This window comes from Streptomyces sp. NPDC087420 (assembly GCF_044744165.1).
GTDB lineage: Bacteria > Actinomycetota > Actinomycetes > Streptomycetales > Streptomycetaceae > Streptomyces.
The window spans coordinates 212441-231134 of record NZ_JBIUXU010000012.1 but is presented as its reverse complement, the minus strand read 5'-3'; the positions used below and the strand labels follow the sequence as shown (position 1 = coordinate 231134).

The 18694-nt window shown below is 72.5% G+C and carries 13 protein-coding genes; 3 read left to right on the top strand and 10 right to left on the bottom strand.

Annotation, left to right across the window (positions count from 1 at the left end):
• Positions 1 to 104 precede the first annotated feature (104 nt).
• From ACIO1C_RS25570 to ACIO1C_RS25550, 5 genes are all read right to left on the bottom strand, one after another.
• Entirely contained in the window at positions 105 to 2204 is a 2100-nt protein-coding gene (locus ACIO1C_RS25570; RefSeq protein WP_401867439.1) for an alpha-galactosidase, read from the bottom strand.
• 50 nt (positions 2205 to 2254) lie between these two features.
• Positions 2255 to 3103 (bottom strand): carbohydrate ABC transporter permease, encoded by an 849-nt coding sequence (locus ACIO1C_RS25565; RefSeq protein ID WP_401867207.1) that lies wholly within the window; start codon positions 3101 to 3103, stop codon positions 2255 to 2257.
• Positions 3103 to 4005 (bottom strand): carbohydrate ABC transporter permease, encoded by a 903-nt coding sequence (locus tag ACIO1C_RS25560; RefSeq protein ID WP_401867206.1) that lies wholly within the window; start codon positions 4003 to 4005, stop codon positions 3103 to 3105. Before ACIO1C_RS25560 ends, ACIO1C_RS25565 begins: the two co-directional genes overlap by 1 nt.
• Position 4006: 1 nt before the next feature.
• On the bottom strand, positions 4007 to 5296 hold the full coding sequence (locus ACIO1C_RS25555; protein WP_401867204.1) for an ABC transporter substrate-binding protein: 1290 nt from the start codon (positions 5294 to 5296) through the stop codon (positions 4007 to 4009).
• Positions 5297 to 5481: 185 nt separating this feature from the next.
• The gene (locus ACIO1C_RS25550; RefSeq protein ID WP_401867202.1) at positions 5482 to 7635 is read right to left on the bottom strand and encodes a glycoside hydrolase family 27 protein; all 2154 of its coding nucleotides are present in this window, start codon (positions 7633 to 7635) and stop codon (positions 5482 to 5484) included.
• A gap of 208 nt (positions 7636 to 7843) precedes the next feature.
• Here ACIO1C_RS25550 and ACIO1C_RS25545 point away from each other — a divergent pair, with 208 nt between their 5' ends.
• Positions 7844 to 9082 (top strand): ROK family protein, encoded by a 1239-nt coding sequence (locus tag ACIO1C_RS25545; protein ID WP_401867200.1) that lies wholly within the window; start codon positions 7844 to 7846, stop codon positions 9080 to 9082.
• A gap of 224 nt (positions 9083 to 9306) precedes the next feature.
• Here ACIO1C_RS25545 and xylA read toward each other — a convergent pair whose 3' ends face one another.
• A complete protein-coding gene (xylA, locus tag ACIO1C_RS25540) occupies positions 9307 to 10476 on the bottom strand; it encodes a xylose isomerase (RefSeq protein WP_401867198.1) in 1170 nt (389 codons plus the stop codon).
• Between the two features lie 280 nt (positions 10477 to 10756).
• Between xylA and xylB the strand changes: the two genes are divergently transcribed.
• Both xylB and ACIO1C_RS25530 read left to right on the top strand, forming a co-directional pair.
• Positions 10757 to 12232: a xylulokinase gene (gene xylB / locus ACIO1C_RS25535; protein ID WP_401867196.1), complete on the top strand. Its 1476-nt coding sequence runs from the start codon at positions 10757 to 10759 to the stop codon at positions 12230 to 12232.
• 208 nt (positions 12233 to 12440) lie between these two features.
• Positions 12441 to 13673, top strand: a complete 1233-nt coding sequence (locus ACIO1C_RS25530) for an FAD-dependent monooxygenase (RefSeq protein WP_401867194.1) — start codon at positions 12441 to 12443, stop codon at positions 13671 to 13673.
• 59 nt (positions 13674 to 13732) lie between these two features.
• Here ACIO1C_RS25530 and ACIO1C_RS25525 read toward each other — a convergent pair whose 3' ends face one another.
• From ACIO1C_RS25525 to ACIO1C_RS25510, 4 genes are read right to left on the bottom strand one after another with little or no spacing between them, the layout of a single operon-like run.
• Positions 13733 to 14461, bottom strand: coding sequence for an ABC transporter ATP-binding protein (locus ACIO1C_RS25525; protein ID WP_401867193.1), 729 nt, complete (start codon positions 14459 to 14461; stop codon positions 13733 to 13735).
• 10 nt (positions 14462 to 14471) lie between these two features.
• Positions 14472 to 15251, bottom strand: a complete 780-nt coding sequence (locus ACIO1C_RS25520; RefSeq protein WP_401867191.1) for an ABC transporter ATP-binding protein — start codon at positions 15249 to 15251, stop codon at positions 14472 to 14474.
• A complete protein-coding gene (locus tag ACIO1C_RS25515) occupies positions 15248 to 17404 on the bottom strand; it encodes a branched-chain amino acid ABC transporter permease (RefSeq protein WP_401867189.1) in 2157 nt (718 codons plus the stop codon). Before ACIO1C_RS25515 ends, ACIO1C_RS25520 begins: the two co-directional genes overlap by 4 nt.
• A 1-nt stretch (position 17405) precedes the next feature.
• Positions 17406 to 18608 carry an ABC transporter substrate-binding protein gene (locus ACIO1C_RS25510; protein ID WP_401867187.1) on the bottom strand — a complete coding sequence of 401 codons (1203 nt, stop codon included), beginning with the start codon at positions 18606 to 18608 and terminating at the stop codon, positions 17406 to 17408.
• Positions 18609 to 18694 lie beyond the last annotated feature (86 nt).

Genomic DNA, 18694 nt, shown 5'->3' with positions numbered 1-18694 from the left:
ACGGTGGGACGGCTGTGCGGCGGTACGGGGCCTGGGGGCGACGTGAAGACTTTAGTGACCGACGGTCCCGGACCGGTCACTCCGGCCGGATCACTCCGGCCCGGTCACTCCCGGGTGAGTACGACCAGCTCCGCGTCGTACCGCTCCGTCCACGCGAACGGGACGCCGGAATGGACCAGATGGGCGCCGCTGTAGGTGATGCCTGACGCCGTGTCGAGGTAACGGGCCGTCGGTTCGAGTCCGCGCAGCCGCAGCCGGGCCGCGCGCCCGGGGACCAGCGGCGCGCCGTCGAGGCGGCCGGTGTTCCACGCGGTGACGACAACCCGTCCGCCGCCCGGTTCCTCGTACTGGATCCCGCAGGTCGCGTCGGCCGGGGTGTTCAGCAGGTGGACCTCTCCGTGATGGACGACATCACGCACATCCTTGTAACGGGCGATCCACCCCGCCGCCTCGGTACGCCGCTCCGGCGACCACGTGCGGATGTCGGCGCCGATGCCGAGGACGCCCGCCATGGAGTTGACGAAGCGGAAGGCGAGTGAGCGCGGGCGCGGGTCGAAGACGCCGGGTGAGTCGGTGACCCACGAGCTCATGGTGTGCGGCGCGTGGGCGTGGAGGTAGCCGTACTGGATGGAGAGCCGGTCGAGCGGCGCGGTGTTGTCGCTGGGCCACACGACGTCCGTACGGGCGAGGGTGGCGTGCTCGATCCGGGCGCCGCCGCCCGCGCAGCCCTCGACGGTGACGTGCGGGTGGCGGGTACGGAGGTGGTCGAGGACCCGCAGATAGCCGGCGACGTGCGCGGCGTCGAGGTCCTGCTCCTCGACGGGGCCGCCGCCCGGCCTGCCGCGTTCGGTCGGCGGGCGGTTCATGTCCCACTTGAGGTAGCTGACGGCGTGGTCGCCGAGGAGCCGGTCGAAGGTGGCCAGGACGAAGTCCTGGACGTCCTCGCGGCCGAGGTCGAGGAGGAGCTGGTTGCGTACGAGGGTGGCGGGGCGGCCGTCGATCCGGTAGACCCACTCGGGGTGGGCCGCGTACAGCGCGGACCTGGGGCTGATGGCTTCCGGTTCGACCCAGAGCCCGAAGTCCAGGCCCAGGGCGCGGACTTCGCCGATGAAGTGGTCGAACCCGTCGGGGAACGAGGCCGGTTCGGGGGTCCAGTCGCCGAGGCCGCCGGTGTCGTCGTCCCGGCCGGGGAACCATCCGTCGTCGACCACGAACAGTTCGGCGCCCATCCCGGCGGCGATCCGGGCCAGTTCGAGCTGGGTCGCGGCGTCCACGTCGAAGCCGGTCGCCTCCCAGGAGTTGTAGAGGACCTGGCGGGGGCGGTCCATCCGGGCGCCGGTCAGCCGGCGTTCGTAGCGGTGCCAGACCCGGGCGAGGCCGTCCAGTCCTTCGGGGCTGAACGCGCAGGCGAGCCGGGGGGTGGTGAGGGTGGCGCCGGGGGCGAGCCGGACGGCGCCCTCGTGGGGCACGCGTCCGGCGCGGACACGGACGGCCCCGCCCGGCTCGGCGTCGGTGGTGAGGTGCCAGTTGCCGGACCACTCCAGGGCCACCCCGTAGGTGGGGGTGGCTCCTTCGGCGGGCGACGAGAGATCCTGGACGGCGAGCCAGGGCGCGTACGCGTGTCCCGGCACGCCTTGGGTGGAGGCCATCTCGAAACGGCCGCGTGTGAGGTCGAGTTGGGTGCGCTGGAACTCCTGCGACCACTGGCCGGTGAGGTACGTGAGCCGGGCGCCGCCCGCCACGGGGATGTTCACGGCGGCGGAGTCGAAGCGCTCCAGGCGCAGTTCGGTGTCACCGGTGCAGGTCAGCTCGGTCCAGCGGAGGATCACGTCGGTGCCGGGGACGGCCTCGTAGTGGAGGGCCGCCGTCAGGCCGAGGGTGTCGTCGGCGAAGACCAGCCGGAGCGTACGGTCCCCGTCCTGGGCGGCCTCGGTGAACCGCCACCACACCCCACGCTCCTCGCCGGGCCGCTGGGCGACCAGGTCCGCGCCGGTGAACGGCCGCAGCCCGTACGGGATGTACTCGGCGGGGGCCGCGTCGGCGGGGGTGATGAAGTGGGTGCGGCGCGACCAGTCCAGCGCCGAGGGTCCGGTCTCCACGCCGTGCGGTCCCCACGCGGTCAGCTCGGCCCACCGGCCGTCACCGGCGAGGGCGACCGCGTAGGTGGTGTTCTCGGTGCGCAGCAGCCACCGGTCGTCCGGCACACCCGCCGCTGTCACCGCTGTCACCGCGGTCACCGTCTTGTCGTGCGGGGTCACTTGACTGCTCCCAGATTGAGTCCGGCCACGAAGTGGCGCTGGAACCGCAGGAATACGACGACGGTCGGGGCGGCGGCGATGACCGAGCCGGCCGCGATGACGTTCCACATCGACACGAACTGACCCTGGAGTCCGATCAGGGACGCGGTGATGGGCATCTTGGTGTCCGTCCGCAGCACGGTGATCGCCCACAGCAGGTCGTTGAAGATCCAGGTGAAGGAGAGCGCGCCGAGCGCGGCGAGGGCGGGGGTGGTCAGCGGCATGATGATGCGCCGGTAGATCTGCCAGGGACCGGCACCGTCGATGACGGCGGCCTGCTGGATCTCGGGCGGGATGGACCGCATGAAGCCGTGCAGCACGAAGACGTAGAAGCCGACACCGAAGCCGACCTGGACGCCGATGAGCGCGTACAGCGAGTCGTACAGTCCCAGCGCCTCGCTGATCTTGGAGACGGGGATGAGCAGGATCTGCGGCGGCAGGAGGTTGCCGCCGAGCATCAGCAGGAGCAGGGTGCGCCGGAACGGCAGGTCGTAGCGGGCCAGTCCGAAGGCGGCCATGGAGGCCAGCGCGAGGGAGAGGAGCACGGTCGGGATCGACACCAGGAGGCTGTTGAGGAGGGCGCGGCCCTGGCCGCCGTCCACCCATGCCTGGCTGAAGCCGCCGAGGGTGAAGGAGTGCGGCAGGCTGCCGAGGCCGTTGGCGGCGATGTCGTCGAAGGAGCGGACGCTGGTGACCAGGACGAGTGCGATCGGCACCAGCCACAGGAGGGACAGCGCGCCGGCTCCGGCGTGGAAGCTCACGGTGGCCCACGCGCGGCGCCTGGCCCGCCGGTTCATGGCGGTCATCAGTCGGCCTCCCGGAAGGCGCGGACGAGATAGGACACGATGACCCCGAAGGCCAGCACGAAGATCACGACCGCGAGGGCGGAGCCGTATCCCAGCCGCAGGGACTGGAAGGCGGTGGAGTACATGTAGGTGGAGAGCAGTTCGGAGGAGTGGTACGGGCCGCCACGGGTGAGCGCCCAGACGACGTCGAACGAGCGGAGGGAGTCGATGACGATGACCGACAGGACCACCGCGTTGACACCGCGCAGCTGCGGGATGGTGATGTGCCGGAACTGCTGCCACTTGGTGGCGCCGTCGACCTTCGCGGCTTCGTACAGCACCGGGTCGATGCCCTTGAGCCCGGCGAGGTAGAGCACCATCACGTAGCCGATCTGGCGCCAGAGCGCGGGCACGATCACGGCATACAGGGCGGTGTCCTGGTCGGCGAGCCAGGCGTGCTGGAGGCTGCCGAGCCCGAAGAACTCCAGTGTGTTGTTGATGAGGCCGTCGGGCTGGTACATCGCCTGCCACACCAGGGCGGTGGCGGTCAGCGAGAAGACCACGGGCAGGAAGAGCGCGGCCCGGTAGAAGCCGACCCCGCGGCGCTCCTGCTGGAGGAGCAGGGCGGCGCCGAGGCCGAGGAGCGCGGACAGTCCCCCGAAGAGCAGCAGCCACAGGACGGTGTCGAGCAGCGCGGTCCGGAAGACGCTGTCGCCGAACATCTCGCGGTAGTTGGCCAGTCCGACGAACTTCGGCGCCGAGACGCCGTCCCAGTTCGTGAGGGAGAGGTAGAAACCCTGGACGGCGGGCCAGAACACCCAGAAGGCCTCGGCCAGGAGTGGTACGAGGACGAAGGCGAGGACCACGGGCGGGACCCGGGTCGCTCCCCGCCTTCGCCGCCGTGCCGCGGTCAGCACCGCCATGTCACTGGCCCCAGATCTTCTGGGCGTCCCGCTGCCAGGTGGTGAGGATGGAGTTGATCTCCTTGGGCTTGGCGAGGAAGCGGGTGAGCGCGGTGTCCGCCGACGGCTGGAGGGCGTCGCTGGAGTCGCGGTTGAAGAACTGGGTGACGTCCGCCGCGCCCTCGATCAGCGCGCGGCCCTTCTTCACCAGCGGGGTGCCGGTGTCCTTGCCCTTGGGGTTCGTGGGCAGCGCGGTGCCGGAGGAGCCCTTGAGGTAGATCTCCTGGGCCTCGACGGTGGCCATGTAGGTCATCAGTTCCTTGACCTCGTCCTTACGGCCGGTGTGGGCGCTGGCGAAGTAGCCGTCGGTGGGGCCCTCTTCGGCGAGCGGGACCTTCGGGTCGATGACCGGGAAGCGGAAGAAGTCGATGTCGTCGAGCATGTCCTTGGGGGCGGAGTCGGCGAAGAAGGTGCCGATCAGCATCATTCCCGTACGGCCCTGGAGCAGGGAGGTGGTGGCGTCCTGGAAGGCGAGCGCCGTGCCGTTGGGGTCGAAGTACGGCAGGGCCTCGCTCCACCGGTCGAAGACCTTGTGGACCTCGGGGTCGTCGAAGCGGTGCTTCCCGGCGAGGAGGTCGCGGTGGTACTGGGCGCCGTTGATCCGGATGTTGAGGTAGTCGAACCAGGAGGACGCCACCCAGGCGGTGTTTCCGCCGGCGCCTATCCCGATCGGGGCGACGCCCTTCTTCTTGAGCTTGTCGCACAGGTCGAGGAACTCGTCCCAGGTCGTGGGCTCCTGGACGCCCCACTTGGCGAAGTTCGACTTCCGGTAGAAGCAGCCCCACCAGTAGTACGTGGCGGGGACGAACACCTTCTTGCCGTCGGACGAGGTGCAGAGCTTCTTCAACGCCTCGCTGTAGCCGGACAGTTCGGGCTTCGTCCAGATGTCGCTGACGTCGAGCAGGAGGCCCTTCTTCGCGTACGAGTCGGCGACCGAGCCGGGGTACCAGGTGAGCAGGTCCGGCGGCTGGGAGGAGGTCAGGTACGTCGGCAGCTGGGTGCGGAACGTCTCCGAGGCGACGGTGTTGAGCGTGGCCTTGGCGCCGCCGCGCTTGTTGAAGCCGGCGACGAGGTCTTCCATCGCCTTCTTCGCCTGCGGCGAGGAGAGGTTCGACTGGAGGGTGACGGGCCCGCCGCCGGAGGAGGTCTTGGTGCTCGGGCCCGAGGTGACGCATCCGCTCATCAGCGCGGCGGCGCCGACGGCGCCGGTGCCCGCGAGGAACCGCCTGCGGCTGGGTACTGAGTTGATCATGGAGGAACTCCCTGGCTAAGCCCGCGGAACGGGGCCGGGCCCCCTGACGGCCGGGCCCTCGTTCGCGGGTACAGATTGACGTGGCGCGGATGCCGGCGTCAAGATTAATTACTAATTTATTCCTGACGGGCCGGAAGATCCCCCCAGGAGATCCCGGAGGGCCCCCCGGCCCGCACCTCGAAAGGTCAGAGCCGGCTCTGGTGGACGGCTCCGGCCACCCCGCGATAGGCGATCAGTACGGTGTTGTCGGCTGCCGCGACCCCGCCGAGCGCCCCGTCGAACACGCCGCTCACGAACTGCGACCGGGGGAACCAGCCGCCCCAGGCACCGTCCCCGCCGGCGTCCCCGTCCGCGGAGTAATTCCGCTGCCAGAGCGTGTAGTCACTGGCCCGGACGAAGAGGTAGACACTGCTGCCGGCGGCCACCAGCGTCGGGCTGCCGCTGACCGTACCGCCGAGGGACGTCCACTCCGACCAGGTACCGGAGGCCGCGCGCACGCGCTCCCAGACCGAGTCGTCCGCCGCCCGTACGGCGACGTGGGTACGGCCCGCCGAGTCGGTGACGGCCGAGGGCCGCCCGTACACCGGCGCGTCACCGGGCGCGCCCACCGAGGTCCATCCGCCGGACGGACCGCGCGAGGTGATGAGGCCGTCCGCGCCGCGCGCGAAGAGCGTCCAGTCGTCCGGCCCCCGGAAGGCGACTCCCGGCGCGTCCGTGATCCGGCCGCCGAGACCGCGCCAGGCGCCCCACGTGCCGTGGGCACCACCGCTGAAGGTCCTGCGGTACGTGGCGTCGTCCGTGCCCCGTACGAACACGTCGATCCTGCCGCCCGCCGAGCCGTACGCGGCCGGCTGGCCGAGGATCCGGCCGTGGGTGGGACCGCCCAGGCGGACGGAGTCCCCGGTCCACGCCCCGTCACGGCCGGTCTTCTGGACCAGCGCGCCGTCGGTGGCGCGGGTGAACGCCGTCAGCCTGTCGCCGTCCGCCACCAGCGCGGGACTGGCCGAGGACTTCGTACCGAGAGAGGCACCCGGAGCGGCGTCCGTGCCCGACAGCTTGAAAAAGGCCGTGCCGTGCGCGGGGACCGTGACGGTGTACGACCCCGTGTGCGTCCCCCGGTCCTGGCGCGCCCGCAGGTCGCGGACCGTGATGTTCCCGGTCAGCCCGGCGTCGGCGAAGGTCACCGTGCGCTGCGCCGGCCGGTCCGAGCGGTTGAGCAGCGCGACCGCGCGCTCGCCCGTGCCCTGGAGCACCTTGCTGTAGACATCGCCCGTGGCGTCGGAGGCGACCCGTACGCCCTGGATGGCCAGCGGGTCCTGGTCCACGGCGAGGATCTCGGGGTTGCGCAGGGTGTCGATCATCGACTGGGGCAGGGTGCGCGGGTCGGAGCCGATGACCAGCGGGGCGCCCATGACCGACCAGAGGACCAGCTGCGAGGTGGACTCCTCCTCGTTCAGCTCGTACGAGCCGTCCGCGGTCTTCCGCATGGGCAGCAGGTAGTCCGGGTCGTTGTAGTGCCCGGGACCCTGGGCCTCGGGGTGCGCCGCGTTGGCGTCCGCGCTGCGCAGGATGTTGGGCCAGTTCCCCGGGTACGGCGTACCGAACGCGAGGTCGGTGCCCGTACGCCAGGAGTCACCCGTCGTCGGGCCGTAGGTGTACGCGTTGTGCGCGTCCTGGGCCGGGGTGTGCGGCAGGCCCCAGTCGTCGGTGAGCGGGTTGCAGAGGTTCAGCAGCATGGGCCGCCCCGCCTTGGCGAGGGCGTCGCTGAACTCCTTGAACGCCGGGCCCGGATCGAGCTTCGCGGAGATCCCGCACAGGAAGTCGATCTTCACCGCGTCGAACTTCCACCGCGCGAACTGCTTGGCGTCCTGCTCGTAGTACCCCCGGCTGCCGAGCCCGCAGCTCTTGCCGCCGTCGTAGGTACCCGCGTCCGTGTAGATCCCGGCCTTGAGGCCGCGCTGGTGGAGGTACGTCACCAGCGACGGCAGCCCGGACGGGAAGCGGGTGGCGTTGGCGGTCAGCCGTCCCTGGCTGTCGCGCGGGTTGTCGGCCTGCCAGCCGCCGTCCAGCCAGACGATGTCGTAGCCGCTGTCCCTGAGGCCGCTGCTGACGAGGTGGTCGGCGACGGACTTGACCGCGCTCTCCGTCGGGGCGCCCAGGCCGTAGTACGTGTTCCAGCCCATGTAGGGCGTCGGGGCCAGACCGCTGTTGTAGTAGCGCGGTGCGCCCTGGTCGGTGGTGCCGGGCGTGGCCGAGTCGGCGGCGTGCGCCCCCGGCACGGACACCCCTACCAGCGTGGCGGCCCCCAGGGCCGCCGCGGCCCGCCGGGCGCGCACCATCCCTGCACGATGCGAAGTCACTGTGTCTCCCGAGAGTTGGGGAATCGTCGGCGCCCCGCCCACCGGAGAGTTCCCCCGGGATCGCGGCGGCGGCGCCACGACGAAGACTGTGGCCGCGCACCCGAACGCTGTCAACGTTTATTACTAATTAACTTAAACAAGACGGCGAGCGGCGGGAGCCCGCCGATCACATAGGCTCGTCCGCGAGATGAACAGCAATCACACTTCCCTCGGCCCCAAGGCCGACAAGGAGACGGTGCGCCGGCACAATCTGAGCCTGGTGCTGCGCGCGGTGCGGGACGAGGGGGAAGCGACCAGGGCCGGAGTGGCGGCGCGGGTCGGTCTGACCCGGGCGGCCGTGTCCTCGCTGGTCGAACAGTTGCTGGACAGCGGCTTCCTCTCCGAGTCGGGCAAGACCTTCAGCGGGCAGGCCGGACGCCCCGGCACGGTCCTCAAGGTGACCCGTTCGGGTCCCGCCGGCATCGGTGTCGAGATCAACATCGACTACGTGTCGGTGTGCGTCGTGGACCTCTCGGGCACCGACCGCGTCCGGCTCACCGAACACATCGACAACCGGGGCGCGCTGCCCGCCGAGGTGCTGGCCCGTGGCGCCCGGATCGCCGCCCGCACCCTGGAGTCCGCGGCCGAGCAGGATCTGCTGCCGGTCGGTGTCCAACTCGCGCTGCCGGGACTGGTGTCGGGCGGCACGGTCCGCCAGGCGCCGAACCTGGGGTGGAACCGCGTCCCGGCCGAGGACCTGTTCGCGAAAGCCCTGGCCGAGCTGCAACCCGACCTGCCCGCGCTGCCGGTGAGCTCGGAGAACGAGGCCAACCTCGCGGCGCTGGCCGAGCTGTGGTTCGGCGGCCTGGGCCCGTTGCGTACGTTCCTCTACCTGACCGGTGAGATCGGCGTGGGCGGCGCGCTGGTGCTGGACGGCGAACTGCTGCGCGGGGCGCACGGGTTCGCCGGCGAGATCGGCCATGTGGTGGTCGACGCGGAGGGCCCGCTGTGCCGGTGCGGGTCCCGGGGCTGCCTGGAGCAGTACGCGGGGCAGTCCGCGCTGCTGCGGTCGGCCGGGATCGACGAGAACGCGGGGGTGCTGGGGGTCGCGGAGCTGGAGCGCCGGGCGCGCGGCGGTGACGCGCGGGCGGTGGCCGCCGTCGAGCAGGCCGGGGTGATGCTGGGCCGGGTGCTGTCGGGCGCGGTGAACCTCTTCGACCCGGACGCGGTGGTGCTGGGCGGGATCTACCGGGAGCTGATGCCCTGGCTGTCCCCGTCCGCCGACCGGGAGCTGACCGCCCGGGTGGTGTCGGGCCTGTGGCCGCGGGACAGCGGACGGCTGCGGGGGTCCTCGTCGGCGGGGGACGCGGCGCGCGGCGCGGCGGCCCTGGTGGTCCGGGCGGTGCTGGCCGACCCGGTGGCGTACGTACAGCGGACGAGGCACTGACCGGGCGGGCGTACGTACAGCGCACGAGGCACTGACGGGCGGCGGACGTACCGGGCACGACGCACCGACAGGTGGCGGACGTACAGCGCGGGGCGGGCTGACAACAGCCCGCCCCGCGCGCGTTCCGTACGGCGTCCCTCCGTACGGGGTTCCCGGGTGTTCCGTACGACGCCCCGGTCCGGCCCGCCGCCGGACGGCGGCCCGGAGATCAGCGGGCCCTGAGGTCAGCGGGCGCCGAGGAGGTGGTCCATGGCGAGCTGGTCGAGGTACTCGAACGCCATGCCGCGCGCGGCGGCCGCCTCGACGTCGAACTCCTCGTACGCACCCGCGTCACCGAGCAGCCCGGCCAGGCCGTCGGCGGCCGTGGGCAGCGCCAGCTCGTCCAGGCGCGCGGCGCGCAGCGCCTCCTGGACCTGCGGGTCCGCGCGGAACGCGGCGGCGCGCTCCTTGAGGATCAGGTAGTTGCGCATGCAGCCGGCCGCCGAGGCCCACACGCCGTGGAAGTCCTCGGTGCGCGGCGGCTTGAAGTCGAAGTGCCGCGCGCCGTCCCAGCCCGCGGTCTCCAGGAGGTCGACGAGCCAGAAGGCGGCGCGCAGGTCGCCGGCGCCGAAGCGCAGGTCCTGGTCGTACTTGATGCCGTTCTGGCCGTTGAGGTCGATGTGGAAGAGCTTGCCGGACCACAGGGCCTGGGCGATGGCGTGCGGGAAGTTCAGCCCGGCCATCTGCTCGTGGCCGACCTCCGGGTTGACGCCGAACAGCTCGGGCCGGTCCAGGCGCTCGATGAACGCGAGGGCGTGGCCGACGGTGGGCAGCAGGATGTCGCCGCGCGGCTCGTTCGGCTTGGGCTCGATGGCGAACTTGAGGTCGTAGCCCTTCTCGGTGACGTAGTCGCCGAGCAGGTCGAAGGCTTCCTTCATCCGGTCCAGCGCGAGCCGCACGTCCTTCGCGGCGCCCGACTCGGCGCCCTCACGGCCGCCCCACGCCACATAGACCTTGGCGCCCAGCTCGACCGCGAGGTCGATGTTGCGGATGGTCTTGCGGAGCGCGTACCGGCGGACGTCGCGGTCGTTCGCGGTGAAGCCGCCGTCCTTGAAGACGGGGTGGGTGAAGAGGTTGGTGGTGGCCATCTCGACCACGAGCCCGGTGGTGTCCAGCGCCTGCCGGAACCGCTTGATGTGCGACTCGCGCTCCGCGTCGGACGAGCCGAAGGGGATGAGGTCGTCGTCGTGGAACGTCACGGCGTACGCGCCCAGCTCCGCGAGGCGCTGTACGGACTCGGCGGGGTCCAGGGCCCGGCGGGTCGCGTCACCGAACGGGTCCCTGCCCTGCCAGCCCACCGTCCAGAGACCGAAGCTGAACTTGTCCTCGGGGGTGGGCGTGTAGCGTTCCGTCATTCTCTGGCCGCCTTCGATACCTCAGGTCCGGCACGTGCCGACCTTTTTGTTTCCTGACATGACTAATAAAGCACGCCGCTGCCGGTGCGCAAAAGCCCTTGGCTCCGCTCATCCGTGTCCGCCTTCTTCCGAGGCTTCGAAGACGCACGAGCGCGCGGTGTTCGGACAGGATGATCCCACCGGCCGTTCCCGTCGGCCGCGCGATCGCGTAATTTGTTCCTCCGACGTTCAAAACCGCGCCGGACGGCCGCACCGACCGGTCCAGGGAAGAGGTACGCGCATGCCGCAGAGCCCGGTCGTCATCGGCGTGGACAGCTCCACCCAGTCCACGAAGGCGGCTTTCACGGACGCCACCACCGGGCGGCTGCTCGCCGTGGGCCGCGCCCCGCACCGGGTGACCGGTGAGGGCGGCGCCCGCGAGAGCGACCCCGAGGTGTGGTGGAACGCGCTGCGCGACGCTGTCGCCGCGGGCCTCAAGGAGTCCGGCGTCGAACCCTCCGCCGTCATCGGCATCGCGGTCGCGGGCCAGCAGCACGGACTGGTGGTCCTGGACCGCAGGGGCCGGCCGCTGCGCCCGGCGCTGCTGTGGAACGACACCCGGTCCGCGCCGCAGGCCGTCGCGCTGACCGAGGAGCTGGGCGGCCCCGACGCCTGGACGGCGCGCACCGGGTCCGTACCGGTCGCGTCCATGACCGCGACGAAGTGGCGGTGGCTGCGCGAGAACGACCCCGCCCTGGCGGACGCCACGGCCGCGGTCAGGCTCCCCCACGACTTCCTCACCGAACGCCTCGCGGGCACGGCGGCCACGGATCCGGGGGACGCGTCGGGCACGTGCTGGTACTCGACCGCCACCGGCGCGTACGACCCCGAGCTGCTCGCGCTCCTCGGCCTGGACGAGTCGCTGCTGCCGCCCGTCGCCGAGACCGGGGCGACCCGGATCGGGTCGCTCACCGCCGGTTCCGCGGCCGAACTGGGCCTGCCGGCCGGCATCGCCGTCGCGGCGGGCACCGGTGACAACATGAGCGCGGCCGTGGGCCTGGGCTTCGGCGGCGCCGGGCTCCTGGACCACCCGGTACTCAGCCTCGGCACCTCGGGCACGGTGTTCGCCGCGACCCGCACCCGTCCGGCCTCCGCCGCCCTCGCCGGGTTCGCGGCGGCCGACGGTACGTACCTCCCGCTGGCCTGCACGCTCAACTGCACGCTCGCCGTGGACAAGGTCGCGGACCTGCTGCGGCTCGACCGCGAGGACGCGGCGCCCGGCGGCGAGGCCGTCCTCCTGCCGTACCTCGACGGCGAGCGGACCCCGGACCTGCCGGCCGCCTCGGGCCTGCTGACCGGTCTGCGCCACGACACCACACCGCAGCAGCTGCTGGGCGCCGCCTACGAGGGCGCGGCGGTCACGGTCTTGCGGGCGCTGGACGAGGTGCTGCGGGCCGGCGGCCTGGACCCGGCCGATCCCGAGGTGGCGGCGCGCCCGCTGCGGCTCATCGGGGGCGGGGCGCAGGGGCGGACCTGGGTGGAGACCGTACGGCGCCTGTCGGGACGCGCGCTGATCGTCCCCGAGACCGGCGAACTGGTCGCCCTGGGCGCCGCGGCGCTGGCGGCGAGCGCCGCGACGGGCGACGACCCGGTGGCGATCGCGTCGTCCTGGGGCACGGGCGCGGGGCCGGAGCTGGAGGCGGTGGAGCGGGACGTGGAGACGTGGGAGCGCGTGGGCTCGGTCCTGGACCGGGCGGCGCCGGGGCTGCTGTCCTAGGGTAGGTCTTGTCGATCATGCCGCCACCGACCCGTATCGTGCCGCCCCCGGCCCGTCGCTCCTCGATAGGATCCCGCCACGGGGCCCGGCCGCGCTTGGCCGGGTCAACACGCCTTGCTCTAGGCGGAGTTACGTCCTGTCACGCCGACGCGGCAGCGCGCGGAACGGTGACCGGAACATCGAGTGACCGAGTGAGGAAAGGCCAGTCATGCGTGGAGGCAGCGTCGCCGTGGTCGGCGGCAGCATAGCGGGGTGTGCCGCGGCCTTGGCCGCGTCGCGCGGCGGGGCCGGGAGGATCACCGTCTTCGAGCGGGCCGACGACCGGCTGCGTGACAGGGGGGTGGGGATCGGGCTGCACGACGACCGGTACGAGGAGCTGCGGAACGCCGGTTATCTGGCCCCCGAGATTCCCTGGGCACCACTGACCCGCCGGGTGTGGAGCACGCGCGTCGGCGAGGCGGACCACGGCCGGGTGGTCGGGGAGCAGCCGTTCCCCTTCCGCGCGTACAACTGGGGATCCCTGTGGAGCGAGCTGCGCCGCCGGGTGCCCGACGACGTGTCCTACCGGTCCGGCGCGACGGTCACCGCGGTCGAGCCGGACGCCGACGGGGTGACGTTACGGCTCGCGGACGGGTACGAGGAGCACTTCGACGTGGTGATCGGGGCCGACGGGTACCGCTCGGTGATCCGCGAGGCCATGTTCCCCGGTGTCCGCGCGGCGTACGCCGGGTACATCGGCTGGCGCGGTACGTCGTCGGACGTCGCCGACCTTCCCTCGGACGGGTACGACGCGCACAACATCGTCTTTCCCGGCGGCCACTGCATGGCCTACCGGATCCCGGACGTCGCCGGCGGCCACCGGCTCAACTGGATTCTCTACACCACGCCCCCGCCGGCCGACGGCCTCACCCCGGACCCGTACACCGCGGACCGCGACGCCACCGGCTCCGTACCGCCGGGGCGGCTGGGCCCGGAACTCGCCGCGCACCTGCACGCCCTGGTGACCGAGCACTTCCCGCCGTACTGGGCGGCCAAGCTGCTCCGTACCCCCGTCGGGTCCACCTTCATCCAGCCCATCTACGACGTGGAGGTGCCGCACTACACCTCCGGACGGATGGCGCTCGTCGGCGACGCCGCCAGCGTCACCCGGCCGCACATCGGCGCCGGCAGTGTGAAGGCGCTCCAGGACGCCAACGCGCTGGAGGCCGCCTGGGCGGGCGGGAGCAGTTGGAAAGAGGTCCTGGAGAGGTACGACGCCGAGCGCGGCGGGGTCGGGCCGGCGATGGTCGCCCTCGCCCGCAGGATGGGCGCCGCGCAGGTCGAGAACACACCGGACTGGTCCGCCATGGGACAGCCGGAGTTCGACTCGTGGTGGCAGGACCAGAACAAGGGCTCCGACCGGCGCAGTGGCTTCGGCGGCCACAGCATCAAGCCCCGGTAGGGCAGGGGCCGGGCAAGGCCCGGAGCGCGCCGGGGGCGGGTGGCCCCGCCCCCGGCGGCTCAGTTCGCCGTCGGCGCGAGTTCGAGTGCCGCGTGCAGCGCGGTGGCGTCGGCCCGGGCGTCCGCGCCGTCCAGCCGCAGCGTCGTGCGCCCCGAGGTGAGGACCGTGAGCGTACGGGCGCACTCGGCGGCCTGCGCCGGGCTGGGGGACACCAGCAGGACGGCGAGGCCCTCGTCCGCGAGTGTGGCGATCAACGAGTGCACCTGCCGGACGAGTTGGGGCGCGAGGCCCTCCGTCGGCTCGTCGAGCAGCAGCACGCCGGGCGAGCCGAGCAGGGCGCGGGCCAGGGCCAGCATCTGCTGCTCGCCCCCGGACAGGTCCGCCCCCCGGTTGCCCCGGCGCTCGCCCAGCCGGGGCAGCAGTTCCAGGACGCGCGCGGGTGTCCACACACTGGGGCGGGTGGTGTCGCCACGGCGGGGCGGCCGGTAGGACAGCCGCAGGTGCTCGGCGACGGTGAGCCCCGCGAACACCCGGCGGCCCTGCGGTACGAGACCGATCCCGGCGCGGGCCATCCGGTGTGCGGGCTGCCCCGTCATGTCCCGGCCGCCGAGCCGTACGGTGCCGGCGCTGGGCCGCATCAGTCCGGCGACGGTGTGGACGAGAGTCGTCTTGCCCGCCCCGTTGTGGCCGACGACGGCGTGGACCGTGCCGGCGGGCACCGACAGGTCGAGACCGTGCAGGACGGTGCCGCCGTCGTAGCCGGCGGTCAGGCCGGTGAGTTCGAGCATCGGAGGTCGGTCATCCTTTCGCGCCGGTGCTGTGGTACGCCTCGCGGACCTCGGGGTGGGCGAGCGCCTCCTGGACCGGACCGGTGACGAGCACCCGCCCGGCCGCCAGGACGGTGACGGTAGTGGCGAGTTGGGCGACGACCTCCACATGGTGCTCGACCAGGATGATCGCGACGCTCTCCGGCAGCCCCCCGAGGACACCGAGCAGCCGGCCGATGTCGCCGTCCGTCAGCCCGGCCGCCGGCTCGTCCAGGAGCAGCAGGCGGGGGTCACCCGCCAGCGCCGCGGCAAGGTCGAGCATGCGGCGCTGTCCGTGGGAGAGGACGGAGGCCGGCCGGTGGGCGAGGTCCGCGAGACCCACGGCCTCCAGATGGCGGCCCGCCGACTCGGTGTGCCGCCGGAGGCGGGACGGGCTGCGCCAGGCGCCGCGGCGGGCGGGGTGGTGTGGCCAGCCCGCCAGTACGACGTTGTCCAGGACGGTCAACTCGGCCATCACAGATGGCTGCTGGAAGCTGCGGGCGACCCCGAGGCGGCTGCGCCGGACGGTGGCGGTACGGGTGATGTCCGCGCCGTCCAGGACGATGGTGCCCCGGTCGGGCCTGTCGGTACCCGCGATGAGGTTGAGCAGGGTGGTCTTGCCGGCGCCGTTGGGGCCGATGACGGCGTGCCGGGCTCCGGCGGGCAGCCGCAGGCTGACGTCGTCGACGGCGGTGAGGCTGCCGTACCTGCGGGTGAGACCGGTGAGGTCCAGCAGCGGGGATGCCGGTGCGGCGGTCGGTGTGGGCGTCATGGGGCGGCCTTCCCGGCGGGGGACGGGGCGGGGGTGGCGGTGGCGGCGGGCCGCTCGCGGGGCGCGGGACCGCCGGGTCCGCGCCGGGCCCCGCCGGGTCCGCCGGGTCCGCCGAACAGGCCGGCCAGCCCGCGCGGCAGCAGGTATACGGCGGCGACGAACAGGACACCGAGCAGCAGCGGCCCGTGCCCGGGCCACGAACTGGCCACCAGATCACGGGTGATGACGATGAGCCCGGCGCCCGCCAGAGCGCCGATCACCGACGTACCACCGCCGATGACGGCCGCCAGCAGGGCGAACGCGGCGATCTCGAAGCCCGCGTCGGCGGGAGAGAGGTACTGCTGCACGGTGACCATCAGCGAGCCGCCGACCCCGGCCAGCGCCCCGGCGCAGATGTACGCGACCAGCAGGTAGCGCCCCACCGGGTGCCCGGAGGCGCGCATCCGGGCCTCGGCGCCCCGAGTGCCGGTCAGCAGTTTCCCGGCCGGGGAGCGCAGCACGAGCAGGGTGACGGCGACGGCGACGGCGGCGACGACCAGCGCGTAGCGGTAGACGTCGCTCTCCCCGGTCATCCCCTCGCCGCCCCACAGCGCCTGGGTGGCCGGGAAGCCGACGAGCCCGTCGGCGCCGCCGGTGACGGACTTGAACTGGTTGATGACCGCGCCGGTCAGTTCGCCGATGGCCAGCGTGATCATCAGCACGGTGGTGCCACGGGCCCGGATCACGGCGGGCCCCGTCACGGCGGAGAAGACCGCAGCGGCGAGTGCCGAGAGGACGATCTGCACGGGGCCCATGGTCCATCCGGCGAGCGCGAGGTTCGCGGTGGTGTACGCGCCCACGGCGAACGGCGCGGTCTGCCCGAGGGTGGGCAGACCGGCGTAGCCGGTGAGGACGGTGACACTGACGGCGAGCAGCCCCAGGGCCAGCGCGGACCCGGCCAGCGAGATGCTGTACGGGTCCAGGATCCCCGGCAGCGTGAACAGCACCGCGAGCAGGACGAGCGGCGGGACGGCCCGCCGCCACGCGGCCCCGCGCGCAAGCCGTCCGACCGCTGTGAACGCGCCGGCGCTCCTGCCGGGCGCGGCCACCGGACCGGCCGAACGGCCGTACGCCGTGCCGGACGTCGTGCCGTCCTGACTGTCCGTCGGTCCCACGGCCGGCTCGGATGCGGGCTCCGGACCGGGCGGGACCGCCCCCGCCGGCGACCCCCCGCGCGGGCGCAGCCGCGCGGCGAGGTGGCGGCGGAGCCGGGCCACCGGGTCGGCGGACGGTCCCTGTGGGCCGTGCGCGGTCGCCGGCTCCGCGAAGCGGGAGCGGAGCACCAGGACCGCCGCCATCGCGGCGAAGAGCAGGTACGGCGCCAGGTCCGGCGCCACCGAGACGCCCAGCGTCTGCACCTCCCCGACCGCGATCGCCGCGAAGAACGTCGCCCACAGCGAGCGCAGCCCGCCGAGCACGACCACCACGAGGGACAGCATCAGCACGTTCTCGGACGTGCCGGGCCCCGGGCCGATGATCGGCGCCCCGAGCACGCCCGCCGCGCCGGCCAGCGCGCCCGCCGCCGCGAGGACGCCGGTGTGCACCGCCCGGGGGTTGTGGCCGGTGGCCGCGAGCATCTGCGGATCGTCGGCGGCGGCCCGTACCGCCGCGCCCACCCGGGTCCGGGTCAGCACCCACGTACCGAGAGCGGCGAGCAGTACGGCCATCACGATGAAGCAGAGCCGGTACGCGGGGTACCGGTGGCCCAGCAGGGTCACCGAGGAGTCGAGCGCCTCGGGGACACGCACCGGGAGCTCGTCCGCCCCGAAGAGCTGGATGAGCAGATCACCGCCGATCAGGGCGAGCCCGAACGTCAGCAGTGCCTGTGCGAGATGCCCACGCCGGGCGAGCGGGGCCGTCGCGGCCGACAGCCCGGCCCCGGCGGCGCACGCCGCCGCGGTGCCGGCCACCAGCCCGAGGGCGAGTCCGCCCCAGGTCCCGTCGCTCAACTCGGCCCCCGTGTAGGCGCCGATCGCGTACAGCGTGCCGTGGGACAGGTTCAGCACGCCCGCGGTGCCGAAGGCGAGGCTCAGGCCGGCGGCGACCACGAACAGCAGCAGCCCGTAGGCCACGCCGTCCACCGCCGGTATGAGGTGGGCATCGAGCAGTTCCATGTCAGCCGCCGAGCGTGGCCAGGTCCTGGACCATGACGTTCGCGAGCTGGTTGCCGTCCGGCCGTACCTGACGCAGGTACCAGGTCTGCACCGGCGCGTGCGCCTTGTCGCTGAACTCCCAGGCCCCGCGCGGGCTGTCGATCTGGCCCAGGTCCGCGATGGCCTTGTTGATGGTCCCCGGCGTCACGTCCCCGGCCTTCGCGGCGTCGGCGATCGCCTTGTCCAGTACGGCGGCCGCGTCGTAGGACGCCATCGCGTACGTGGTGGGCTGCGTGTCGTGCTCGGCCGTCCAGTCGGCGGCGAACTTGCGGTTGGCCGCGTTGTCGAGGTCGGGCGCGTAGTTCAGGACGGAGTAGATGTCCTTCGCCGCGTCGCCCTGGGCCTGGAGCACACTGCCCTCGGTGACGAAGGCCGTGTACAGCGGGAGATCGGCGATGTCGGACTGCGCGTACTGCTTGGCGAAGTCGATCGCGGCCTTGCCGGCGTAGAAGCAATACACCGCTTTGGCGTCCGTCTTGGCGATCTCCGCGAAGTACGGCATGAAGTTGGTGGTCTTCGGGAACGGCGTCCAGGCCGTCTTGCCGTCGGGGTTGGCGAGTTCGCCCTTGACGCGCTTGAACTCCTCGGTGAAGCCGCGGAGTTCGTCGTAGCCGCCCTGGTAGTCGGGGCCGATCGCGTAGACCGGGCCGTCGACCTTCTCCTTGACGTACGGGGCGATGGCCTTGCCCGGCTCGTCGGAAAGGAAGCTCGTCGTCCACACGTACTCGAGGTCCTTCACGGGCGGCCGGCCGTTCGACCCGAGGAACGGGATCTTGGCCTGGCTGATCAGCGGCAGCACCGCGTTGACCGAGCCACCGCTGACGAGGCCGGTGAGCGCGTCGACCTTGTCCTTCTTGACCAGCTTGGTGGCGGCGGGAACGGCGGTCGGCGGGCCGTCGCCCTCGTCCGCCACGATGAGCTCGACCTTCCGGCCGCCCAGCTTGCCGTCGTGGGTGTTCAGGTACAGCTCGAAGCCGGCCCGCAGGTCGGTGCCGACCGCCTTGTACGTACCGGACAGCGAGGCCACCAGGCCGACCTTCACGGTGGTGTCACCGGCGCCGCTTTCGCTGCTGCACCCGGTGACAGCCGCCAGGCCGAGGGCGAGGGCGGCGGCGCCCGCCGGCCGGAGTCTGCGGCGGCGCGAGGGGGACAGGTCGAAGAACATAAGGACTCTCACTCATTAGAACGGGCAGGACTGTCAGGACGGGCAGGAAGGTCAGGGCGGTCAGAAGGCTCAGGACGGCCAGGAAG